Genomic DNA, 19,105 nt, shown 5'->3' with positions numbered 1-19,105 from the left:
TGTTCCCCCCATCTTTCTATTCTATGTATTGAAAATAGGCCAAACGGCATTCGCTTACCAGATCAACAGAAGCAATCCGGAAATAATAAAAGCGACGCCAGCGATTTTTCGGATCCCGATGGTTTCCTTGAATACGAGTTTGGCAAACAACAACGCCCACAGGAACGTAAGTGCATTCGCCGGCATAACCAGCGTATAAGGAAGCTCTCCTAGAAGGTATATGTTTAACAAGGCTCCCAGTCCATAACTAAGAAAACCGATCAGCAGCAGTTTGATTTGTTTGTTTGCGGTATACCCTTTGAAGAATACGCTGCCCAGTGAGCCCAGTAAAGTCATCAGGAGCAGAAGCAAGTATAGGAACCCGTCATTTTTCATAGGAAGTTAATGTCACCCCGATTCCAAGCAGGGCTACGGCTGCCAGTTTTTGCAGGGTTAATGGTTCATCCAGAAAAAAATCACCATAAAACAGAGCCACAATATAGCTGATACACATCAGAGGATAGGCAACGGACAGCTTCTCCAATGAAAACGATTTGATCATGAGAATGGCCCCAAGGCCGTAGCAGATAAAACCGATTCCCATGTAAATCAAGTTGGTGTGACCCCATTTCCAGAACAGCTGGCCGGTAGCCGTCAAAAAAGCCGATAGAACCATGAACAGCTTGCCCAGGTGGCGCGGGGCGCTCTGCGCTTTTATCTGTTCCATGTTAATCCCTCGCATCCCTGAGCAGATTTCTGATTGATCAAATATTTGTGTTTGACGAGCCCGAACATCGGGAGGTCGGACAAGGAATCGGAGTAAGCGCAGGAAGCTGCATAATCAATCGTCAGTTGCCGCTCGTTCAAGTACTGCTGAATCCGGTTCACTTTTTCCTCCCCCTTACAATTGTTCCCTTCGATCATCGAGGTAAAGCGTCCTTCCCGTACGGAAAGTTTCGTAGCGATCACGGTATCGACGCAAGGAAGCTCTGCAAAGTATCTCATGTAAGCGTCGGGGGACGCCGTTACAAGCAGCACATGATAACTCTCGCTTTTTTTTTGCTGCATTTCCTTCAGCGCAGCCGGGAAGATGGCAGGTTTCAATTCCGTTTCGTAAAAATGCTTCAGGTCAGCATCATCCATATGGCGCATCGCATGAAAATAAGCGCTCTTTGCCTTCTCAGCTTCTAGAAGACGGAGCTTGTACAGCAAGGAATGCAGCAAGACTTTCAGAATGATGGGTGCCGTGGACGGTTTTTTTTGTATACCATATTTTAAAAACTGAAACATGGAGTCTGTATGGATGACCGTTTTGTCGATGTCAAAGATTGCGAATTTCTGATTCATATCATTTCCCTCAATTATTGATTCTGTATTATTCAAAGTATACTAAAATCCCGATAACGCTGATGACATAGAGGATCACGGTGACCAGGATGTGAGTGTCCTCCAGGAGCACCCGATCCGGAGCCCCGCCTTTTTTCTCGATATGAATCAGATAAAGATAGCGGAACATCCCATATATGACAAGCGGTATGGTCCACATGAGGTGAACGGTTCTGCCTGACGTAAAGGTAAACAGCGAATAACTGATGATGGTTGCTGTGGTGACAATGCTGCTCATCTGGTCCAGTAGATCGAACGAATATTGATCGAGCACCTTGCGGTGAGAGCCCTTGTCATGCTGCAGCAGATGGAGCTCATGCCGTCTCTTGCCGATCGCCAGGAAGAGCGATAGCAGCATCGTGCAGAGCAGGAACCATGGCGTGAACGGGACGTGGATGACCAATCCGCCTGCGATGGCGCGCAGCACAAACCCTGCCGCGATAATCATGATGTCAATGATGACAACATGTTTCAGCCGGAAGGAGTAGGCTACGTTCATGGCAAAATAGAGCACCAATAACACGGTAAACAGCGGATTTAGAAAATAAGATACGGCCAGCGAAGCGATCAGCAGCAGCGCGCCGAATACAATAGCCAGCTTAGGCGGCAGCGCACCCGAGGCCATGGGACGGTATTTTTTCACTGGATGGTTGCGATCTGCTTCGCGATCGGCATAATCGTTCACAATATAGACGCAGCCGGAAACGAAGGACAACAGGAAAAAACCAATCAGGGTGTCGAAGAGCACGCCTGGATTTACCACCTCAAACGAGAAGAGGGGGGCTGCAAATATGAGCAGATTTTTGGTCCATTGCTTCGGCCTCAACTGCCTGAAGAGCAGCATGGGTAGCTGCCTAAGCGGAGCCGTTGCCGATTCGGTATTCGTTGAAGACAAGTGTGTTACCTCCTGATACATCATATTTCATAAGGGATTACGGGAAAAAACGCTAAAATACGATAGCTATCATACCATAAAATAGATATATATGGTAAGGATCCATCCGTTACGAGGCTTGTTAATAGAACAAATAAACCTCCCCAAGCGTTCACGAACCAGCAGGGAGGTTATTGTTCTATTTGTTTTTATAAAAAAGGGTTGCATCTCTTCCTGCTCCTCACGATTTACCGATGAGCAGGGACAGCAGACCGGCGGCGATGAGCGGCCCGACGGGCACGCCGCGGAATAGGGCGACCCCAAGCACCGTGCCAACGAGAAGACCGGCAACCACGGTAGGGTTGTTTCCCATCAGCGTGGCACCACGACCGCCCAGATAAGCGACAAGCATGCCGACGGCGATGGCCAAAAGGGATTTCCAGTTTAGGAAGGATTCGCCGATCGTTTGCAGGCTCATTTTGCCGCTGGCCAGCGGTGACATGACACCGATGGTGAGAATGATAATGCCGAGCGTCAGTCCGTATTTCTCCAGCCATGGGAATGCTTGCTGAAAGCCGGTTACACGGATGAGAAGCAATGCCAGCATCGCAATCGTCACGGCGGAATTGCTGCTGATAATGCCAATTCCCGCCATAGCCAGCAGGATGAGTGAAGTTACGTCCATGGGGGATCGCTCCTTTTTGTTAAGCGTTCGAGACCAGATGCTCGGCAATCAAACGACCGTGTAGTCTGCCTGTTTCAATGAACACCTCATTGGCATTACGACCGGATGCAATGACGCCAGCGACGTAGAGTCCCGGAACGTTGGTCTCCATCGTATCCGGATTATAGAGCGGTTTCTCCATGTCTTCATTCAGTTCAACGCCGGAGGAGGCGAGCAGTTTGCGATCAGGACGGAATCCGGTCAATGCCAGTACAAAATCGTTTTCAATGATTGTTTCCTGGCCTTGATTTGAAAGAACGGTAACGGAAGACTCCGCGATTTGTACGACACGCGAGTTCAGGTGAAGCTGGATATGTCCCTTCTGAACCATGCTATCGAACAGAGGACGTACCCAAGGTTTGATGTTCTGTGAAACTTCCTCACCCCGATATACCATCGTGACCTCGGCTCCGACACGGATGAGCTCCATGGCAGCATCCACAGCGGAATTACTGCCGCCGATGATTGCGGTTTTCATTCCAGCATAGGGATGGGCTTCCCGGAAATAATGGGTAACTTTCTCCAAGTCTTCTCCAGGAATGCCAATATAATTCGGATGATCAAAATAACCCGTAGCAATGACTACGTGCTTGGCTTCTCGTATGGACTCTACACCGCCGCGGCGCTGGGTCTTTACCTGAAAGCTGCCGTCAGGCTGCTTGGTTATGGTGAGAGCTTCTTCGTATGGGGAGATCTTCAGATTAAAGTGTCTGGCAACTCTGCGATAATAAGCCAGCGCCTCGTGCCGAAACGGTTTATCATTCGATATCGCGAACGGAACTTCTCCGATTTCAAGCATTTCAGCCGTACTGAAAAACTGCATATGGGTGGGATAGAGATAAATGGAATGAACTACATTGTGTTTATCGATGATCTCGCAGCTGAGGCCCTGGTTGCGGCATTCAATGGTAGCTGAGAGACCACATGGGCCTGCGCCGATAATTAAGACGTCGAGCATGGTGAACCTCCTTATGTAATAACCTTACGCTATCGATCTGCATAATAATCCTACAGCAAATAAAAGGATAAATCCAGATTTGACGGGATTGACAAACATTTGAAATTTGATTAACATCTAATTAGATAAATATTAAATTAGATAATCATGAAATTTATAATTCAAAGGGAGGAAGAACACCATGATGGAACCGACTGCAAGTGAAGCCTATAAGGCATCCGTTCTCCGGAATTTTATAACGAAAGACGGAACGCTGCGTTCCATTCCGGCCCAGTACAAAAAGAAACTTGTCATATTGGAATATCTGGTAGAGCAGCTTGAAGCAGGGAAGGAATATCCGGAAAAGGACATCAATGCGTTTATCAAGCGTTATCATGCGGATTATGCGACCATTCGGCGGGAATTTATCATTCATCAATATATGAGCCGTGATCATGAAATCTATACACGTAACCCGCGAGAGTTATGGACCCAATGGGAAAAGGTTTAACGCGATTACACAAAAAGCCACCTTTCACTGCGTAAGACAGTGGAAGGTGGCTTTTGTATATAACTATCATTGGTATGATCACGTATAAGTTCGATTAGAAACCGGCAGCAGCCTTTTTAACGAGCTCGAGACCGTTCTGAACGATCATTTCCGCTTCGTCAGGGAATTGGTTGTGGCCTTCGATGATGAGGGTTTCGATATCCTGCACGCCCCATTGACGAAGATTACCCATTACGAAGTTAACGGCCATCTCTGCCGCAGCCATAGGTCCCTCGGAATAGTTACCGCCACGAGCATTCAGGATGACGACTTTTTTGCCTGTCACAAGACCTACAACGCCTTGAGGCGTATATTTGAACGTTTTGCCTGCTTGGTTCAGGTAGTCGATATAGGTATGAAGAACGGCAGGTACGGTCATGTTCCACAATGGGAAAGCGAGCACGATTTTGTCTGCAGCAAGAAACTGGTCAAGATATTTGCTTACATTCGCAGCAGCTGCTTGCTCTTCCGGGGTAGATTCCAATCCTTGGGCAGCTTTGAACATACCGTTGATGGCTGTGCCGTCATAATAAGGAAGATTCTCTGCAAAAAGGTCAAGCTCTGTGATTTGGTCTTCCGGATGACTTGCTTTGAAGGATTCCAAAAACGCATGGTACATTTTTACGCTTACCGATTGTTCGATTGCTCTGTTGTTTGCTTTGATGAATAGTACATTAGACATGTATGAAAATTCTCCTTGTTGTGTGGTTTACTTTATAAAGTATAGTATATTTCATTTTTATTGTTTGTCAACAATGTCTTAATGTACGATATCGATATTTCCGGAGTAGATTTCCACATGGATGGTATCGGTTGTTTCCTTCAGTGACTCTGGCGCTGAAACGTCTCCCGATAGTGTCTTAAGGTCATAGAATCCCCGGAATGACGGGTCAGGCTGCACTTTCACATTGCCGGATCTGCACAGGATATTAACCGATGAAACGCCAAGCAATCCCACGTTTACGTTACCGGAAGTGACCTCAACGTCGACGGGACCTTCCATATTTTTCAGCACGACATTTCCCGAATGATTGACCAGCTGGGTGGATGCCCGGATGTCAGAACCGCGAATATTTCCTGAAATGTTCTCAACGCTTAACTGCTCGGCTTGTATTCCGCTCATGTTAATGTCGCCTGACTTCACGGAGATGTCAATCATCTTGGAGGAAGCTCCGCTTACCTGGATATTGTCTGAGAGCGTCGATAAATCGAGTTCGTCCAGTTTCGTGCTTGATGGAAGCACAATGGTCAGTTTTCCTTTCGGTGAACGAAAGTTCACACTCATCAACTGGAAAGTGGAAGGTGTAGTCAGATCTAATTTCACGTCAGGGCCTGATGGATTAAAGTTTTTAAGAATATCGACATGCTCCGGTTTTAATTTGCCGTCAAACGCGATATATCCGTTCGAATCGCCGCTGTCCTCAAACGCGAAGCTGATATTAATATTGCTGGCAATAGTTAATTTCTTCAAATTTACGGCATCCTGCAGATCCCATCGATTCTGATAGCTGACAAGCTCTTCACCGAATTTAAACTTGTTCGCAGCCATGCCGACGATTCCTAACAATATAAGTGCGATTGCTAAACTGAACAACCATTTTCTGTTCACTGTGCGTCACGTCCCTTCAACAAACGCGTATTCCATCTGGAGTACCTCAAGGTTAACGATAACAATCCAACCATGGCTGAGCGTGTGGCATATCCGAGGAAGATGCCGATTCCGATCAAAGAGATGGATAAGAATAATTTGGCCGGATAAAACGTTCCGTTTATGATATAGTCAAGCAGAACGAGCACTGGGCTCAGCAAGGTTGCCAGGGCTCCCAGAGCAATGGCGACCCCTCCGGACCATAATGCTGCAAGGAACGGGACTGCCACCAATGCACAGAAGAACAAACCGACTCCTAACGCATATTTTCCAAAAGAAGACGGTCTTCGGATCGCTGCCGGAACAGGCATATCCATATCCACATACCGGTCGCCTAACGCTTCCTTGGCCATTTCAAAAGGATCTCCCAGTTCACGGGCGATTTCCTCTTCGGTTCGTCCATTCTCCATGCCAATGACAAAATGGGACGCCACATCATGAATGAATTCCTGCCGTTCGTCGGGAGGAAGCGCGGCAAGACGCGATTCCAAAATCGAAATAAACTGTTTTTTAGTCATACAAATTTCCTTCCTCTATCAGATTGGTCACATTGCCCACAAAAGCTTGCCATTCCTTTACCAAGGCTCTCATATAAATCACTCCGCTGGGCGTCAGCTTATAATATTTACGGGGCGGACCCTCGGTCGATTCCTGGAGGTACGTCGTACAATAGCCTTCATTAACAAGTCGGCGAAGGAGAGGGTACAACGCCCCTTCGGCTACCTCAATATGCCTCGATACCGCTTGAGCCAACTCGTAGCCATACTGGTCCTTGCGATGGATTAACACAAGCACGCAGAGTTCAAGAACGCCTTTTTTGAATTGAATACTGACATTCATACGGCAGATCCCCCCTTTCATAAGACCATGTTCATGCTGGAAACATGAGGTAGTAATTAATATTCAGTAGTGGTCTATGAATAAGATATCACTTAGTACTGATTAATGCAAGATACTGATTATAAAATGGGTTGTCGTCAGAATATCGTCGAATCATAAGAAGCTTTGTTAAACGAAAGAAAGTCTCGTTTAATCTTGAAAAGGCACGGTTAATAGAAGTTATCAGAACATAGGGTCGTTTTTCCAAAAGAAGAATGGAGGGATGAACAGTATGTCCATCGATCGGTTTATATTAAAAAAATTGGACAGATGCCAGGAGATCACAACGCGGAGAAATCTCGTAAAATTGTTTCAAATCCGAATTCATAGAGCGCAGATAGCCGAGGATCGCCATTACGGGTTATAATGATGTTAAACAAAAAAAAGGGCTATCCCTCTTTAAAAGAGAGATAGCGCAAGAGAGTCGTTTTCGCTTTTGCTGTGAAGAATTGCCTCGGATCCCTCGATTTCAATGCTGATCAGGGAATTGAGGCATTTTTGCAGCGCGTTTTTACCGGTTTGAATTTTATGGTCAAGCGCGCTGGTTAGCAGTTTTAGTACCTTCTGTACCGGCTGCTTGCTATCCGTTGTAAAGTACACGGGAACCGGCTTATTTTGGAACATGATTAGTGTTTTCATATCAATCACCTCACGAAAGATTTTTCATGATATTTGCATTATAAATTGCCAATCTTAAAATAACCTTAAATTCATAGAATTAATCAGCATCATTTTTCTGAGCGTGACATTTTTGTGAACGACGATATTTTCCCGACGACAAACCCGGATTTAACCTATAATCAATACATAAATAGTCCCTTGGGACTAACAAAGCCGCGTGAAAAATAGGAAATAGGAAATATGACACAAATTGACAGAACTGACCCTGGGATGATATTATTACAATAATGTAACTATTTTTTGCAACTATTGAAATAGGTGATTGGACTTTGCATATGGAATAAACATAAGGATTACCATTTTTGGAAAGGCAGGTTAACCGGATGATACTCACCGTGATCAGCGGGCGAAATGAAGATGATTGGTTTGATATCGACGTACCCGATGAGTGCTCCATTGAACGGTTGAATGAGCTGCTGGGGCTACGTCTTTTTCGTGAACCCGCGGGTGAAGGGATTCAATATATATTGGAAGCAAAGTTCCCGGAAGGCTTATGGTTTACGGTAGGGGGCCATTCTAACCTGGTTGAAGCAGGACTTAGAGAAGGCTCCTATATCCGTATACAGCGGGCATTCTCAACAACCACCGAGGAAGCTCCTGTCTATGGCAGAAGATTGTTGTTTCAAGAAAGCTGAGATTGGGTAAATAACCCTTTGGTTTTAATTGAAACAGCAAAATACATAATTGTACATTTCAGACGCTCTGGATTAGGAGGAAGTGACATATGAACGTGTTGTACCAACGTTCGCCGCGTATTAGACCGGCTTTACCGAATGAAGACATGGAGATTCTGAGACCGCCGTCCGAGCCAAGCAAACCGTCGTTTTCGATGATTGCCATCATTATTCCGATTATTATGACGGCTGCGATGGTTGGTTTCTATTTCTATATGAGCGCGAACGGCAAAATGGGGAGCAACTACATGATACTCTCCATCTTTATGATGCTGACTTCCTACACGCTGCCGTTCTTCATATATTTAAGCAACAAGAAGACTTATCAGAAGAAGCTGGCTGAACGAAATCAGAAGTACCGTGCACAGCTTGACCTGCACCGGGAAGAGCTTAAGGAGCGGCAGGAGGATCAGGTACACATTCTGTTTGATATCCATGGCGATCCGGACGTGTGTTACAACGTTGTGAAGAACCGGAGCAGCAGCTTGTGGGAACGTTCTCCGGAAGATAAGGATTTTCTGGAGATTTGCGTGGGCAAGGGAGAGGTTCCGTTCTATATTAACGTTAAGCCTCCCCGCGCAGATGGGTATGACAAGGATCCTTTGATCGAAGCAGCCGAATTGCTGACTTCCGAATTTCAGTCCGTCGACGATGCATCGATTGCGCTGCCGTTATTCGAATCCAAGGTCATAGGGATTGTAGGCGGAAGAGACCGCGTATTAAATATGCTGCGCGTGATGATGGCCCAAACGGCTGTGCGGCACTCACCCGATGAAGTGAAAATCGCCGCTTTCTACGAAGAAAAAGAAGCGAGCGAGTGGCAATGGCTGCGCTGGCTCCCTCATACATGGGATGATGATCGTTCCAGCCGCTATCTTGCGGATCGACGGAGCAATGCCCATCAGCTTGCGGATGAAATATTTACTCATTTGTACCGGCGTAAAAACAATCGATCCGAACATGGGAAGAAATCGATTGAGATGCCGGCATACGTGGTGATCTTATCCGCTACCCAATTAATCGAGGAAGAACCGCTACTGCCTCTGCTAATGGAAGATGCCGAAGCGACCGATGCGGTCACCATCGTCTTGTCCGACCGGAAGGAAAGCTTGCCGATGCACTGCCAGCTTATCGTTGAGGTTGACCGGGAGCAGGCGGCGTACACGATTAAGAAAGCGGACGGCACGGTCTCCAAGCAAACCTTCCAATCCCATCATATTAGCAGGGAGCAGATTGAAGCCTTGGCTCGATCCATGGCACCGATCCGGCTGAAGCGATCTTCTGCGTCCGATATCCCTAGCGTTTTGGCACTCTTCGAGATGATGGATATTCAGAAAATCAACGATTTGGATGTACACAGACGCTGGCAGCAGAACCGATATCCGGATTCATTACCCGTTCCGATGGGTGTCCGGGCGGGCGGAAAGAAGATTAATTTGAATCTTCATGATAAAATAGAGCGTCAAGGTCATGGACCACACGGTCTGATTGCGGGAACGACCGGTTCCGGGAAAAGTGAGGTTATTCAATCCATTGTGGCCTCCCTGGCCTCCGAGTTTCACCCTCATGACCTGGCATTTATGCTTATTGATTATAAGGGCGGCGGCATGTCCAACACGTTTGTTAACTTGCCGCACGTAGTAGGCACCATAACGAACCTGGATAACAATCTGATTGAACGGGCGAAGGTGTCGCTGAAAGCCGAGCTGGTCCGCCGCCAGAAAATATTGAACGATGCGGGAAATCTGCAGCATATCGACGAGTACTACAAGCTGCTGCGCAATCGGCATGGCGAGCCGCTCCCGCATCTCGTTATTATCATTGACGAATTTGCACAGCTGAAGAAAGATCAACCGGAGTTCATGGATGAATTGATCAGTATTGCCGCTATTGGACGAACACTTGGTGTCCATCTGATTCTTGCGACTCAGAAACCGGCAGGTGTCGTGGACGATAAGATTTGGAGTAACTCGCGCTTTCGGATCTGTCTTCGGGTACAAAGCGAGGGCGACAGCCGTGATATGCTGAAGATTCCGAATGCAGCCTGGATTAATAAGCCCGGACGAGGCTATTTTCAGGTGGGCAGCGACGAAGTGTTTGAAGAAATGCAGTTTGCCTGGAGCGGCGCTCCTTACATTGAAGAGAAGGATACGCCCGGCGCAGTGGTTATTCGCGAGGTGCGAATTAACGGGAAGTCGGAGCCTCTGCTTGCTTCTAATCCCTCCCTGGGAGCGCATCTGGAGGTGCCCAAACAGCTCCAGGTGTTTATCGACCATGTGGCTGAGGTGGCCAAGGAGCAAGGGATCGAACGGCTCCAGGGGCCTTGGCTTCCACCGCTTCCGGAGAGTCTGGATCTGGAGAGCATACCGTCTGGGACCGAGCTGCAGAAGCAGGATCTGTTCAGTGATTCGGCACTTGTGTCCTATGTCGGGATGGTTGATGATCTGCCAAACCAATGCCAGAAGCCGCTGATGCTCAATCTTGAGCAAGGCCACTGGGCCGTATACGGCATGCCCGGACTTGGAAAGACCACCTTTATTCAAACGATGCTGATGTCGTTAGCCAATCGGTACACCTCGGACTTTTGGCATGGGTATATCGTGGATATGGGCCGGATGATGCGGGACTTTGCAGGGCTTCCTCATATCGGAGGAGTCATGATGGCGGAGGAAGAGGATCGTATCAAGCGCCTGTTCCGTTTTCTGACGAAAACGGCGGCGACTCGCAAGGACATGATTGCTGAAGCGGGTGTGAAGACCGTTGCATCCTACCGCCGGGGCAACACTGGACTCGTTCCGCAATTGGTCGTGATTATTGACGGGTATCTGAATTTCCGGAACTCTTATCCGGATGAGAACGACATGCTTGAATACCTGCTGCGAGAAGGCGGAAGTTTGGGGATTACGTTTGTCATTACGGCGAACCGGATTTCGGATATGTTCGAGAAGGTCCGAAGTAATATCTCGCAAGCGGTATCGTACGAACTCGCCGATCCTGCTGATTACTATTATGCAGTGGGGCGTCCAACAAGAGCTCCCAGCCAGCTTCCTCCAGGGAGAGGACTGGTCAAAGGGCAGGTGCCGCCGCTTGAATTTCAGACGGCCTTGCCGGCTTCCGGTCAGGAAGAGGGGGACCGTTCCGCAGCGCTCCGTGATATGATTCGCACTCACCGGGCTGCGTGGCACGGGGAAGAAGCGCCACGGATTGAGTCACTGCCGGACAAGATTCCGCTCCATCAACTGCTGAAGGTACAAAAGCCTTATGAATCAGCAGGTATGGTGAAGTATCGGGTTCCTGTCGGGGTGGCCACGGATGACTTGACACCTTTTGCTATCAATCTGGAGGATGGACCGCATTTTATTGTGGCGAGTCCGATGGAAGGTGGTAAAACGTCGTTCCTCCTCAGCTGGATGCTATCACTTGCATATCATACATCTCCGGATGAGCTGGAAATATATACGGTAGATACGCGCTATGGAAGCAGCGGTCTGAGTCGGATGAACCACCTTCCGCATGTCCGTGGGCATGCAGAGAATGAGGAAGATTTGGCTCCGCTCATTTCAGGCCTTTATGAACGGGTTCAGACCCGGTCGAAGGACAGTGAAGACCCGACGATCCTGCTTATGATTGATGACGCTGACGTGCTCAGCAAGCAGCTTTCCGATTTCACCTTGAAAGACCAGCTGTCTGCCATCGTCAGACAGGGAAGAGACCGCAGGGTACATGTTGTCATTGCCGGTGTACCGGCCGATTTCCCGACGTATGGCGTCGATTGGTTTACCGATATCAAGGCTGCACAAAACGGATTTTTATTCGGAACATTGGATTCCAACGATTTATCGTTCTTCAGAATTCCTTTTTCCGAATCCACCAATAGTCCTGGAGGACTAAAAATACTTCCGCCAGGACAGGGGTACTACGTAAAACGTAAATTTTCCAGAATAAAAGGCGCAGTTCCGTTCGATGACGAATGGAACGCCCAAAGATGGGTCACAGAAATTCGCGACCGATGGCATGTTGTAGTTTGAGGGGAGGTGGCTCATAATGTTGACAATTCATGCTTCCAAACAAGAAACGATCACGCTGAACGACAAGGAATTTTTCTTCTTGGCTGGAATTATCGGATCGGACCGATTACTTGGTGTTGAAGATCCTTTTGTAGGATACTTAACGGAAGAAATCGCGGTTGAGTGGGAGAAAACCAAACAATCGCTCCTAAGCAAGCAATATTTGATTCAAGAGGAAGGCGGGGAATTGTCGATTCCACCCGAAGTCTTCTCAAGAGTGGCTATTGCCGGACTTGCGGAACGTGCGTGCTGGTTGAAATATGAAAATCAGGATTCGGCGTTTGAAGGATATCTGCATGTTACGGACGAACGGGTAATACAAGTATGCAGAAGCGGCGAAGACAACCGATGTTACCTGCTTAGTGAACTGGGTACTATCGAACAAACCTGCGATCAGCTGGTGCAGGATCTGGCCCTAAGCGACCAAAACTGGGGGGATATACCGGCTTTATTGCTTAGCCGGAAGGAATTCGGAGATATTTTCACCTCCGTTTCCGAACAGAAGTGTGACGATATCGGCGATCGCTTGGCCAGGTTGACGGATGATGCAGAGGGTTCAATCGCTTTAGCGAAATGTATGAAAAACAAGGTGTCTTCGGGGGAACTCCAGCTGTCGATATGGAACGGAATCAGCTGGGAAAGTCAAAATGCAGCATTTATAGTGAACGAGTCCATGAATTGGCTGCTGCGTATGAGCCTGGAGGGAGACCAGGACTGGTTAACCGCAGCGCCAGCGACCAAAGAGCAGTTTCGTCATATGCTACTTATGTGGCTGAAACAGTAACAGAGCCTGTATGAAAGGTGAGGACCAATGCGTATTTCTGTCGAGCCGGAGTCTCTCCGGACGTTAAGCCGTCAGCTGCAGCATAGTGGCGATGAATATTTAGCGATTACGAGAACGCTCAACCAAGCTATGGAATCACTCGTTTGGGAGACGTCTCTCAAAGCGGCGGTTATTGATGAGTGGCAGTCTGCCCGGAGTCTTGGAGAGCATCTGGGAGCTCTTCTAGCTCAGCTGGGCAAGCATCTTCAAAGCAAAGCCGATCAATTTCAAGAAACGGATCATCAGTACCATACAATTTTGGAGCATGCAATCATAAGCACAGTATCACCGACAGCTCTGTTTGCGGCTTCCGGCATGGAGGGGCGTTCATCCATATTACCGGAATATGGTAATTCCTCGACGGTAATATCGAACCCGAGTTCGGTAGCCGCTGCCGTAGGCATGGCCAGTGGAGACAACGGGGATTCAGCTAAACAAGCCGCATTAGCCGGGCAAAGCTGGACCTTTACCGATCCATCTTCGTTTGGTATTGCCAACTAAATCCCTATTTCTTTTGGGATTATCAGGATGGTAAATGTTTCAAATTGGGACGTATAGGGTAACTGGAAATTAGGTCTGAGGACATTTTGATAAACTGAGACTCTTGGGCTAAGATGTCAAGTGTCACCAGAAAACGAATTTCTAGGAGGTTACATAAATGGCAGGACGTATTTTAATTACGCCGGAGCAAGTCGAGCAAGTAGCGAACCAATTTAAACAGAGCGGTGATCAAAGTCAGCAAATCGTTAACAGCCTGACTCAATCGATCAACGGTATGGAAGGTCAATGGGACGGTATGACGAAGCAGCGCTTTTTCCAGGAAGCTAGCCGCTTGATGAACTCCTTCGTCCAAACGCTTGACAGTATCAGCAATGAGCTGAAAGCGATCGCTCAGAAATTCCGTATGGCTGACGAATCTCGTTAATACCCATTCGGAGACTTTTGCTTTATAATAGTTTAATAGGCAGAATAAACCGGGTGGAAGACAACCCGGTTTTCTTGCAATTTTGGATGTTTAGAATATAACAATCTGGTTAATAGAGTATAGAGTTATATAGTTAGGTAACGGAGTTAAGAGAGGATGACGTTCATGACATTTCAGCCAAACCCGGGCGATGGGATTGTTGTAAATGGAACGGCTTATACAGTAGGACAGCATCCCGCAGCGCCAGGTGTAGCCTACGCCCAAGCTGGGCGGCAGGGAATCGTCTATCAGCTGCTACCTGTGGATGGGGAGCTGCATGAAGCCAAAGCACTAAAGGTGTTTTTTCCTAAGTTCAGAATTCCGGCTATGGTGTACCAATCCGAGCATATGGGGAATTATCGCGAGATACCGGGTTTGCAGGTAAGTAGTCGAGAGGTGCTCACTCCCGAAAGAAACGGAGATTTGATAGCGGAATATCCGGATTTGCTCTACGCGGTCATCATGCCATGGATTCATGGATGTACTTGGTTTGACGTAATAAGCGATCAGCGTAATCTGGGACGTTCTGAAAGTCTGATGCTTGCCAAGGCATTGGCAGCCATCGGTTCAAGCATGGAGCAGCGCGGATTAGCACACTGTGACCTGTCTGCGCCTAATGTCATGCTTCCGTTTTTTTCGGAAGTGAAGCTTCCGGAAGGCGCCGCCGCCGTTGAACTTGTCGATGTGGAGCAGATGTACAGCCCCAAAATGGATCGACCTGATGTTTTGCTTGCTGGCTCTCCTGGATATGCGGCTCATCGAACGGTACATAGCGGGTTGTGGAGTGCATATGCCGATCGTTTCGCGGGTGCTGTTATCATTGCGGAAATGCTGGGATGGAGCGATCCGGCTATCGTTAATCGGGCTTGGGGCGAAAGTTATTTTGATCAGCATGAAATGCAGACTCCGTGCGAGCGTTATTTTTTACTGAAAAAGTCGCTGGGTCAGCGTTGGGGTACACGGATTTCGGATCTGTTCGGCAGAACCTGGGACAGCCAGGATTTGAGCAGCTGTCCTACCTTTGGTGAGTGGCTGATTGCATTATCCTCATTAAGTGAGGAAGAAGTGGTGGAGGAAGTACCAGCTGCTGTAGTAGCTGCAACTGCCCATGACGACCATTCGGATGAAACCCGTCCTGAAACTTCCCAAGAGGTGCCGGCCGAGATTATGGCTTCGCTTGGAATTGAGCCAGGCACCCGAGAAGTCAACGACAGTGTGGTTGGACGCTTGTTTCATCAGGCGCGTGATCTGGAGGATGCGGGCAATCTTTCCGGTGCGTTGGAAATATTCCGCTCCGCGTACCATTTTGTAAAGAAGGATAGTCCGCTTGAAGTGGAGCTTGCCGCCGCTATACAGGGGCTCGAGGAGCAGCTTCGTCCGGCTGAAGAATCATCCAACAAAGGTTTTAAAGCACTGTTGTTATCCCGTAAATTCATGCTCTCAACCGCTGCGGCTATCGTCATATTGGCAGGTTCTGCGATTACGGTGAACCAGATTTTGGCGGAGAAGGCAGAGAGCCGTCAGTTGGATGCCCAGCGATTAGCCGAGCAGCAAGCGCAGGAGAAAGAAGCAGCTGCGCGCAAGCAAGAGGAAGAGACGCGGAAGCAGCAGGAAGAGGCGGCTCAGAAAGAAGCAGCTCACAAAGAAGCAGAGGCTAAAAAAGCCGAAGAGGAGCGCTTGAAGGCAGAGGAGGCCAAGAAGGCTGAAGAAGCTGAGCAGGCACTGAAAGAACAGGAGAAAGCCAACCTTCAGGCAAAGTATGAGAAGCAGGCGAAGTATGAAGCTTACCTAGCATCGCTAGAAGAGAAGAAAAAGAAACAAACATTGCAAGAGAAATATGATAATCAAGTCAAATATGAGGCGTACTTAGCCCAAATGGAAGAGAAGAAGAAAAAGGCGGCCCAGGAAGCAGCGGCTGCCAAGGCGGAGGCAGAGCGTCAGGCGAAAGCCAGGGCTGCCCAAAAAGCCCAAGCCGCAAAGCTTCAGAAGCAGCGTTCACAAAACGTAGTAGAACTGGTTGCCCTATATAATAAGGCGTATAATGCGCAGGTAGCCGGCAACAAAGACCGCGCTAAGAATGCCGCGCGTGAGTTCATTGAGCTGTATAACAACGATAAAGCCTATTATAAGACGGTTGGTAAAATGAGCAGTCGCCTTAACAATCTGCAGGAATTCATAAGTAATGACAGCCACTGGATACCAAAACTATAAAGACGTAAACATGACGAAAATGCAGGGGTGAATGTTAATTCACGATGAACTATACCATTCAAGCATCACAGCGCACACCAGCGCTCATTATATATCTGATTGATATCAGCGCGTCTATGAATATGCTGATGGAGGACCGCAGGCGGATCGACGTCGTATACGAAGCATTGTCCTTGGCCATTCGGCAAATGGTGTTTCGCTCCACTAAGGGCAATCGCCTGACGCCTCGGTACCGGATTGCCATCCTTGCATACAGCGATGATGTCTATGATTTGTTAAACGGAATCAAGGGCATTGACGAAATTGCGGCGATCGGCTCGCTTCCGGATTTAACACCTAAGCGGTTCTCCGATTCGGCGAAAGCGTTCCTTCAAGCCGAGAAAATACTGCAATCGGAGATTCCGAATATGCAGGATTGCCCTGCGCCGCTTGTGTGCCATATGACGGATGGTGTGGCCACGGGAGAGGATCCGGAACCGATTGCTCGCCGTATCATGAACATGAGCGTTCCGGACGGCAACGTGCTCGTGGAGAATATTTTCATTTCCGATCATCTGATGAGCCAGCCGATATCCGAACCGCGCCGGTGGAAGGGGATTTTGGCTGATACATCGCTTGAGGATGAACATGGGCGCAAGCTAAAAATGATGTCTTCCGTTCTTCCCGAAAGCTATCGAGAAATGCTGCTTGAGGCGGATTATCAACTGAACCCGGGAGCCTTGATGATGCTTCCAGGCACTTGCTCTGAGCTGGTGTCCATCGGGTTTCAGATGTCAGCTGCCACGCCGGTAAGGTAAGAGGTCGAAAAGATGAAGCGATCATACGCGAGAAACATGGAATCGTTGGGAATTCGTAAGCGGAAGGCTCAAGCAGCATCGTTTTATTACGAGAGCAAGCAGACGGTGGAAGAACCGATTACGAAGATTAAAGATTTGTTCACATGTCGTTATGCGTATGGCAGAGCGGCAGAATCTGTCATGCTCTCCGAGACGGGTCAGGATTTCATTGCGTTAAAGATGAATGAGGATGTGTGCCATTTTGTACTGTGTGATGGTGTCGGATTGAGTTATCGAGGCGATGTGGCTTCACGTCTGCTGGGTCAGGGGTTAATGAACTGGCTGGAAACGGTGGAGGAACTCACGAGCGCATCGCTTGAACGCAAACTGAAGGAACTTACGTATGAAGCCGATCGGGAAATGCGGACTCATTCGCTCAGTTCCGAAACGCCAAAGCTGCTTCGTGAAGTACTGGAAGAGAAGCAGCGCAAGGGAAGCGAAGCCATGTATATTTGTGGTCGCATAGAGCTCTCTTCGGGTTTTCGTCGCAAAGGAAGGCTGTGGCTCGCCTGGCAGGGTGATTCCAGGCTACGCTTGTGGCGCAAGGAAGACGAGATCACCTCGGTATTCGGAGATCATTTCCGAACGTCGGAACGCTGGTCTTCCCGAAGTGGCCCGATCGGAGGCAGTCCTCATGTGTTCTCGTGCAAATTAGACCCGGAGACCGAATATCGGCTTCAGCTATACAGCGATGGACTCAACGATCTGGACCCAATGAAGGAGCCGATTCCTGATGAGCAGGTGCAGGTATTAATGAATGCTCGCCATACGGACGGTCTGGAAGATGATGCTTCGTTTCTGGAGATAGTATGGTAGGTTCCCAAGAAGGTTATGGTATGATAAACGCTGAGTCGGACCCAAGGGTCCGGCTTTTTTGTGCAAAAAAATTAGAATCATGATTATAAAACAACTCCATTTGGGTAATCTTGTGACAGATGAATGTATAACGGGTTACGATAAAAGGAGCGTGTTGATAATGAATGAAGGACACGGACGTTTTCATGGGAGAACAGCGATCATTACCGGAGCTGGATCCGGCATCGGAAAGGCAGCGGCCATTCAGCTGGCGAAGGAAGGCGCAAATGTTGCCTTATTTGATCTGTTGGATGACCGAACGAATAAAGCGGAATCGGAGATCAACTCGATTCGGGAGGGTTCCGCCAGAGCCTTTGATGTGGATACCACAGATCCAGACCGGGTGGAGAAGGCGGTCCTCGAAACGGTGGAGATTTTTGGCAGCGTGGATATCGTATTCGCCAATGCAGGGATTAACGGCGTGATGACGCCCATTGATGAAATGAAGCTGGAGGAATGGACCAAGACGCTGAACGTGAATTTGAATGGTACGTTTCTGACGGTCAAATATGCGATTCCGCACCTCAAGAAACGGGGACAGGGCAGCATTATCATTACCAGCTCCGTCAATGGCACCCGAACTTTCTCCAACTTTGGGATGAGCGCCTACAGCACAACCAAAGCGGGACAAGTGGCTTTTGCGAAGATGGCTGCGCTGGAGCTGGCAAAATTCAAAATCAGGGTTAATGTAATCTGCCCCGGCGCAATTTCTACCAACATTGATCAAAGCACGAAGAAGCAGGGCGATCTGGAGGAGATCGTGATTCCGGTGGAATATCCGGAAGGGAGTCAACCGCTGTCTGACGGTCCGGGTACACCTGAAGAGGTTGCGGATTTGGTGGCGTTTCTTGCTTCCGATCAATCGAGACATATTACTGGAGCGCAAATTTTCATAGATGGAGCGGAATCACTGTTGTAAATGAGATCAGTTGAACCCCCGAAGGTTCCCTGCATTTAGAACTTGGAATATAAACTGCGCTGCTATATGATGAGGAGGACGAAGGGAAAAGGAGGAGG

Annotated in this window: 21 protein-coding genes; 10 read left to right on the top strand and 11 right to left on the bottom strand. The window is 48.3% G+C overall.

Features of this window, described 5'->3' with window-relative positions; genetic code table 11:
- Window positions 1-54 precede the first annotated feature (54 nt).
- The 6 genes from ABEW73_RS09570 to ABEW73_RS09545 all read right to left on the bottom strand — a co-directional run bounded on the left by ABEW73_RS09570 (window position 55) and on the right by ABEW73_RS09545 (window position 3,921).
- Window positions 55-375, bottom strand: coding sequence for an EamA family transporter (locus ABEW73_RS09570; RefSeq protein WP_076322124.1), 321 nt, complete (start codon window positions 373-375; stop codon window positions 55-57).
- On the bottom strand, window positions 365-706 hold the full coding sequence (locus ABEW73_RS09565; RefSeq protein ID WP_213644219.1) for an EamA family transporter: 342 nt from the start codon (window positions 704-706) through the stop codon (window positions 365-367). The genes ABEW73_RS09570 and ABEW73_RS09565 overlap by 11 nt, the downstream gene beginning before the upstream one ends.
- Window positions 694-1,326: an HAD family hydrolase gene (locus ABEW73_RS09560; RefSeq protein ID WP_430164665.1), complete on the bottom strand. Its 633-nt coding sequence runs from the start codon at window positions 1,324-1,326 to the stop codon at window positions 694-696. The genes ABEW73_RS09565 and ABEW73_RS09560 overlap by 13 nt, the downstream gene beginning before the upstream one ends.
- A gap of 28 nt (window positions 1,327-1,354) precedes the next feature.
- Window positions 1,355-2,260: a decaprenyl-phosphate phosphoribosyltransferase gene (locus tag ABEW73_RS09555; RefSeq protein ID WP_430164662.1), complete on the bottom strand. Its 906-nt coding sequence runs from the start codon at window positions 2,258-2,260 to the stop codon at window positions 1,355-1,357.
- A gap of 220 nt (window positions 2,261-2,480) precedes the next feature.
- A complete protein-coding gene (locus ABEW73_RS09550; RefSeq protein WP_430164658.1) occupies window positions 2,481-2,924 on the bottom strand; it encodes a DUF441 domain-containing protein in 444 nt (147 codons plus the stop codon).
- A gap of 19 nt (window positions 2,925-2,943) precedes the next feature.
- A complete protein-coding gene (locus ABEW73_RS09545; protein WP_430164655.1) occupies window positions 2,944-3,921 on the bottom strand; it encodes a YpdA family putative bacillithiol disulfide reductase in 978 nt (325 codons plus the stop codon).
- 181 nt (window positions 3,922-4,102) lie between these two features.
- Between ABEW73_RS09545 and ABEW73_RS09540 the strand changes: the two genes are divergently transcribed.
- On the top strand, window positions 4,103-4,411 hold the full coding sequence (locus ABEW73_RS09540) for a DUF2087 domain-containing protein (RefSeq protein ID WP_430164652.1): 309 nt from the start codon (window positions 4,103-4,105) through the stop codon (window positions 4,409-4,411).
- 94 nt (window positions 4,412-4,505) lie between these two features.
- On the opposite strand, the gene ABEW73_RS09535 is transcribed toward ABEW73_RS09540, so the two are convergent.
- From ABEW73_RS09535 to ABEW73_RS09515, 5 genes are all read right to left on the bottom strand, one after another.
- Window positions 4,506-5,132 carry an FMN-dependent NADH-azoreductase gene (locus tag ABEW73_RS09535; protein ID WP_098746877.1) on the bottom strand — a complete coding sequence of 209 codons (627 nt, stop codon included), beginning with the start codon at window positions 5,130-5,132 and terminating at the stop codon, window positions 4,506-4,508.
- 78 nt (window positions 5,133-5,210) lie between these two features.
- Window positions 5,211-6,059, bottom strand: a complete 849-nt coding sequence (locus ABEW73_RS09530; protein ID WP_430164649.1) for a DUF4097 family beta strand repeat-containing protein — start codon at window positions 6,057-6,059, stop codon at window positions 5,211-5,213.
- On the bottom strand, window positions 6,056-6,616 hold the full coding sequence (locus ABEW73_RS09525) for a DUF1700 domain-containing protein (protein WP_430164646.1): 561 nt from the start codon (window positions 6,614-6,616) through the stop codon (window positions 6,056-6,058). Before ABEW73_RS09525 ends, ABEW73_RS09530 begins: the two co-directional genes overlap by 4 nt.
- The gene (locus tag ABEW73_RS09520) at window positions 6,609-6,938 is read right to left on the bottom strand and encodes a PadR family transcriptional regulator (RefSeq protein ID WP_071220202.1); all 330 of its coding nucleotides are present in this window, start codon (window positions 6,936-6,938) and stop codon (window positions 6,609-6,611) included. The genes ABEW73_RS09525 and ABEW73_RS09520 overlap by 8 nt, the downstream gene beginning before the upstream one ends.
- A gap of 438 nt (window positions 6,939-7,376) precedes the next feature.
- The gene (locus tag ABEW73_RS09515) at window positions 7,377-7,616 is read right to left on the bottom strand and encodes a hypothetical protein (protein WP_098746871.1); all 240 of its coding nucleotides are present in this window, start codon (window positions 7,614-7,616) and stop codon (window positions 7,377-7,379) included.
- Between the two features lie 365 nt (window positions 7,617-7,981).
- Between ABEW73_RS09515 and ABEW73_RS09510 the strand changes: the two genes are divergently transcribed.
- From ABEW73_RS09510 to ABEW73_RS09470, 9 genes are all read left to right on the top strand, one after another.
- Entirely contained in the window at window positions 7,982-8,293 is a 312-nt protein-coding gene (locus tag ABEW73_RS09510; RefSeq protein WP_430165003.1) for a hypothetical protein, read from the top strand.
- A gap of 89 nt (window positions 8,294-8,382) precedes the next feature.
- The gene (essC, locus tag ABEW73_RS09505; RefSeq protein WP_430164643.1) at window positions 8,383-12,360 is read left to right on the top strand and encodes a type VII secretion protein EssC; all 3,978 of its coding nucleotides are present in this window, start codon (window positions 8,383-8,385) and stop codon (window positions 12,358-12,360) included.
- 16 nt (window positions 12,361-12,376) lie between these two features.
- The gene (locus ABEW73_RS09500; protein ID WP_430164641.1) at window positions 12,377-13,183 is read left to right on the top strand and encodes a hypothetical protein; all 807 of its coding nucleotides are present in this window, start codon (window positions 12,377-12,379) and stop codon (window positions 13,181-13,183) included.
- A gap of 27 nt (window positions 13,184-13,210) precedes the next feature.
- Complete coding sequence (locus tag ABEW73_RS09495; RefSeq protein WP_076322113.1) at window positions 13,211-13,723, top strand: WXG100 family type VII secretion target; 513 nt, start codon at window positions 13,211-13,213, stop codon at window positions 13,721-13,723.
- 157 nt (window positions 13,724-13,880) lie between these two features.
- A complete protein-coding gene (locus tag ABEW73_RS09490; protein WP_430164638.1) occupies window positions 13,881-14,147 on the top strand; it encodes a WXG100 family type VII secretion target in 267 nt (88 codons plus the stop codon).
- A gap of 165 nt (window positions 14,148-14,312) precedes the next feature.
- Window positions 14,313-16,397, top strand: a complete 2,085-nt coding sequence (locus tag ABEW73_RS09485) for a hypothetical protein (protein ID WP_430164635.1) — start codon at window positions 14,313-14,315, stop codon at window positions 16,395-16,397.
- A 44-nt stretch (window positions 16,398-16,441) separates the two neighbouring features.
- On the top strand, window positions 16,442-17,194 hold the full coding sequence (locus ABEW73_RS09480; RefSeq protein WP_430164632.1) for a vWA domain-containing protein: 753 nt from the start codon (window positions 16,442-16,444) through the stop codon (window positions 17,192-17,194).
- Window positions 17,195-17,206: 12 nt separating this feature from the next.
- On the top strand, window positions 17,207-18,049 hold the full coding sequence (locus ABEW73_RS09475; RefSeq protein ID WP_430164629.1) for a hypothetical protein: 843 nt from the start codon (window positions 17,207-17,209) through the stop codon (window positions 18,047-18,049).
- A gap of 160 nt (window positions 18,050-18,209) precedes the next feature.
- The gene (locus tag ABEW73_RS09470; RefSeq protein ID WP_430164626.1) at window positions 18,210-19,007 is read left to right on the top strand and encodes an SDR family oxidoreductase; all 798 of its coding nucleotides are present in this window, start codon (window positions 18,210-18,212) and stop codon (window positions 19,005-19,007) included.
- Window positions 19,008-19,105 lie beyond the last annotated feature (98 nt).

The organism is Paenibacillus lautus (genome assembly GCF_050482385.1).
GTDB lineage: Bacteria > Bacillota > Bacilli > Paenibacillales > Paenibacillaceae > Paenibacillus_AQ > Paenibacillus_AQ lautus_B.
Note: the sequence above shows the minus strand (reverse complement) of the source record. Positions and strands in the feature narration are given on the sequence as shown.

Excerpts from the sequence above, each read along its gene's own strand:
- ABEW73_RS09570 (WP_076322124.1), bottom strand. The coding sequence starts at position 375 with ATGAAAAATGACGGGTTCCTATACTTGCTTCTGCTCCTGATGACTTTA.
- ABEW73_RS09565 (WP_213644219.1), bottom strand. The coding sequence starts at position 706 with ATGGAACAGATAAAAGCGCAGAGCGCCCCGCGCCACCTGGGCAAGCTG.
- ABEW73_RS09560 (WP_430164665.1), bottom strand. The coding sequence starts at position 1,326 with ATGAATCAGAAATTCGCAATCTTTGACATCGACAAAACGGTCATCCAT.
- ABEW73_RS09550 (WP_430164658.1), bottom strand. The coding sequence starts at position 2,924 with ATGGACGTAACTTCACTCATCCTGCTGGCTATGGCGGGAATTGGCATT.
- ABEW73_RS09545 (WP_430164655.1), bottom strand. The coding sequence starts at position 3,921 with ATGCTCGACGTCTTAATTATCGGCGCAGGCCCATGTGGTCTCTCAGCT.
- ABEW73_RS09540 (WP_430164652.1), top strand. The coding sequence starts at position 4,103 with ATGATGGAACCGACTGCAAGTGAAGCCTATAAGGCATCCGTTCTCCGG.
- ABEW73_RS09535 (WP_098746877.1), bottom strand. The coding sequence starts at position 5,132 with ATGTCTAATGTACTATTCATCAAAGCAAACAACAGAGCAATCGAACAA.
- ABEW73_RS09525 (WP_430164646.1), bottom strand. The coding sequence starts at position 6,616 with ATGACTAAAAAACAGTTTATTTCGATTTTGGAATCGCGTCTTGCCGCG.
- ABEW73_RS09520 (WP_071220202.1), bottom strand. The coding sequence starts at position 6,938 with ATGAATGTCAGTATTCAATTCAAAAAAGGCGTTCTTGAACTCTGCGTG.
- ABEW73_RS09515 (WP_098746871.1), bottom strand. The coding sequence starts at position 7,616 with ATGAAAACACTAATCATGTTCCAAAATAAGCCGGTTCCCGTGTACTTT.
- ABEW73_RS09510 (WP_430165003.1), top strand. The coding sequence starts at position 7,982 with ATGATACTCACCGTGATCAGCGGGCGAAATGAAGATGATTGGTTTGAT.
- essC (WP_430164643.1), top strand. The coding sequence starts at position 8,383 with ATGAACGTGTTGTACCAACGTTCGCCGCGTATTAGACCGGCTTTACCG.
- ABEW73_RS09500 (WP_430164641.1), top strand. The coding sequence starts at position 12,377 with ATGTTGACAATTCATGCTTCCAAACAAGAAACGATCACGCTGAACGAC.
- ABEW73_RS09495 (WP_076322113.1), top strand. The coding sequence starts at position 13,211 with ATGCGTATTTCTGTCGAGCCGGAGTCTCTCCGGACGTTAAGCCGTCAG.
- ABEW73_RS09490 (WP_430164638.1), top strand. The coding sequence starts at position 13,881 with ATGGCAGGACGTATTTTAATTACGCCGGAGCAAGTCGAGCAAGTAGCG.
- ABEW73_RS09485 (WP_430164635.1), top strand. The coding sequence starts at position 14,313 with ATGACATTTCAGCCAAACCCGGGCGATGGGATTGTTGTAAATGGAACG.
- ABEW73_RS09480 (WP_430164632.1), top strand. The coding sequence starts at position 16,442 with ATGAACTATACCATTCAAGCATCACAGCGCACACCAGCGCTCATTATA.
- ABEW73_RS09475 (WP_430164629.1), top strand. The coding sequence starts at position 17,207 with ATGAAGCGATCATACGCGAGAAACATGGAATCGTTGGGAATTCGTAAG.
- ABEW73_RS09470 (WP_430164626.1), top strand. The coding sequence starts at position 18,210 with ATGAATGAAGGACACGGACGTTTTCATGGGAGAACAGCGATCATTACC.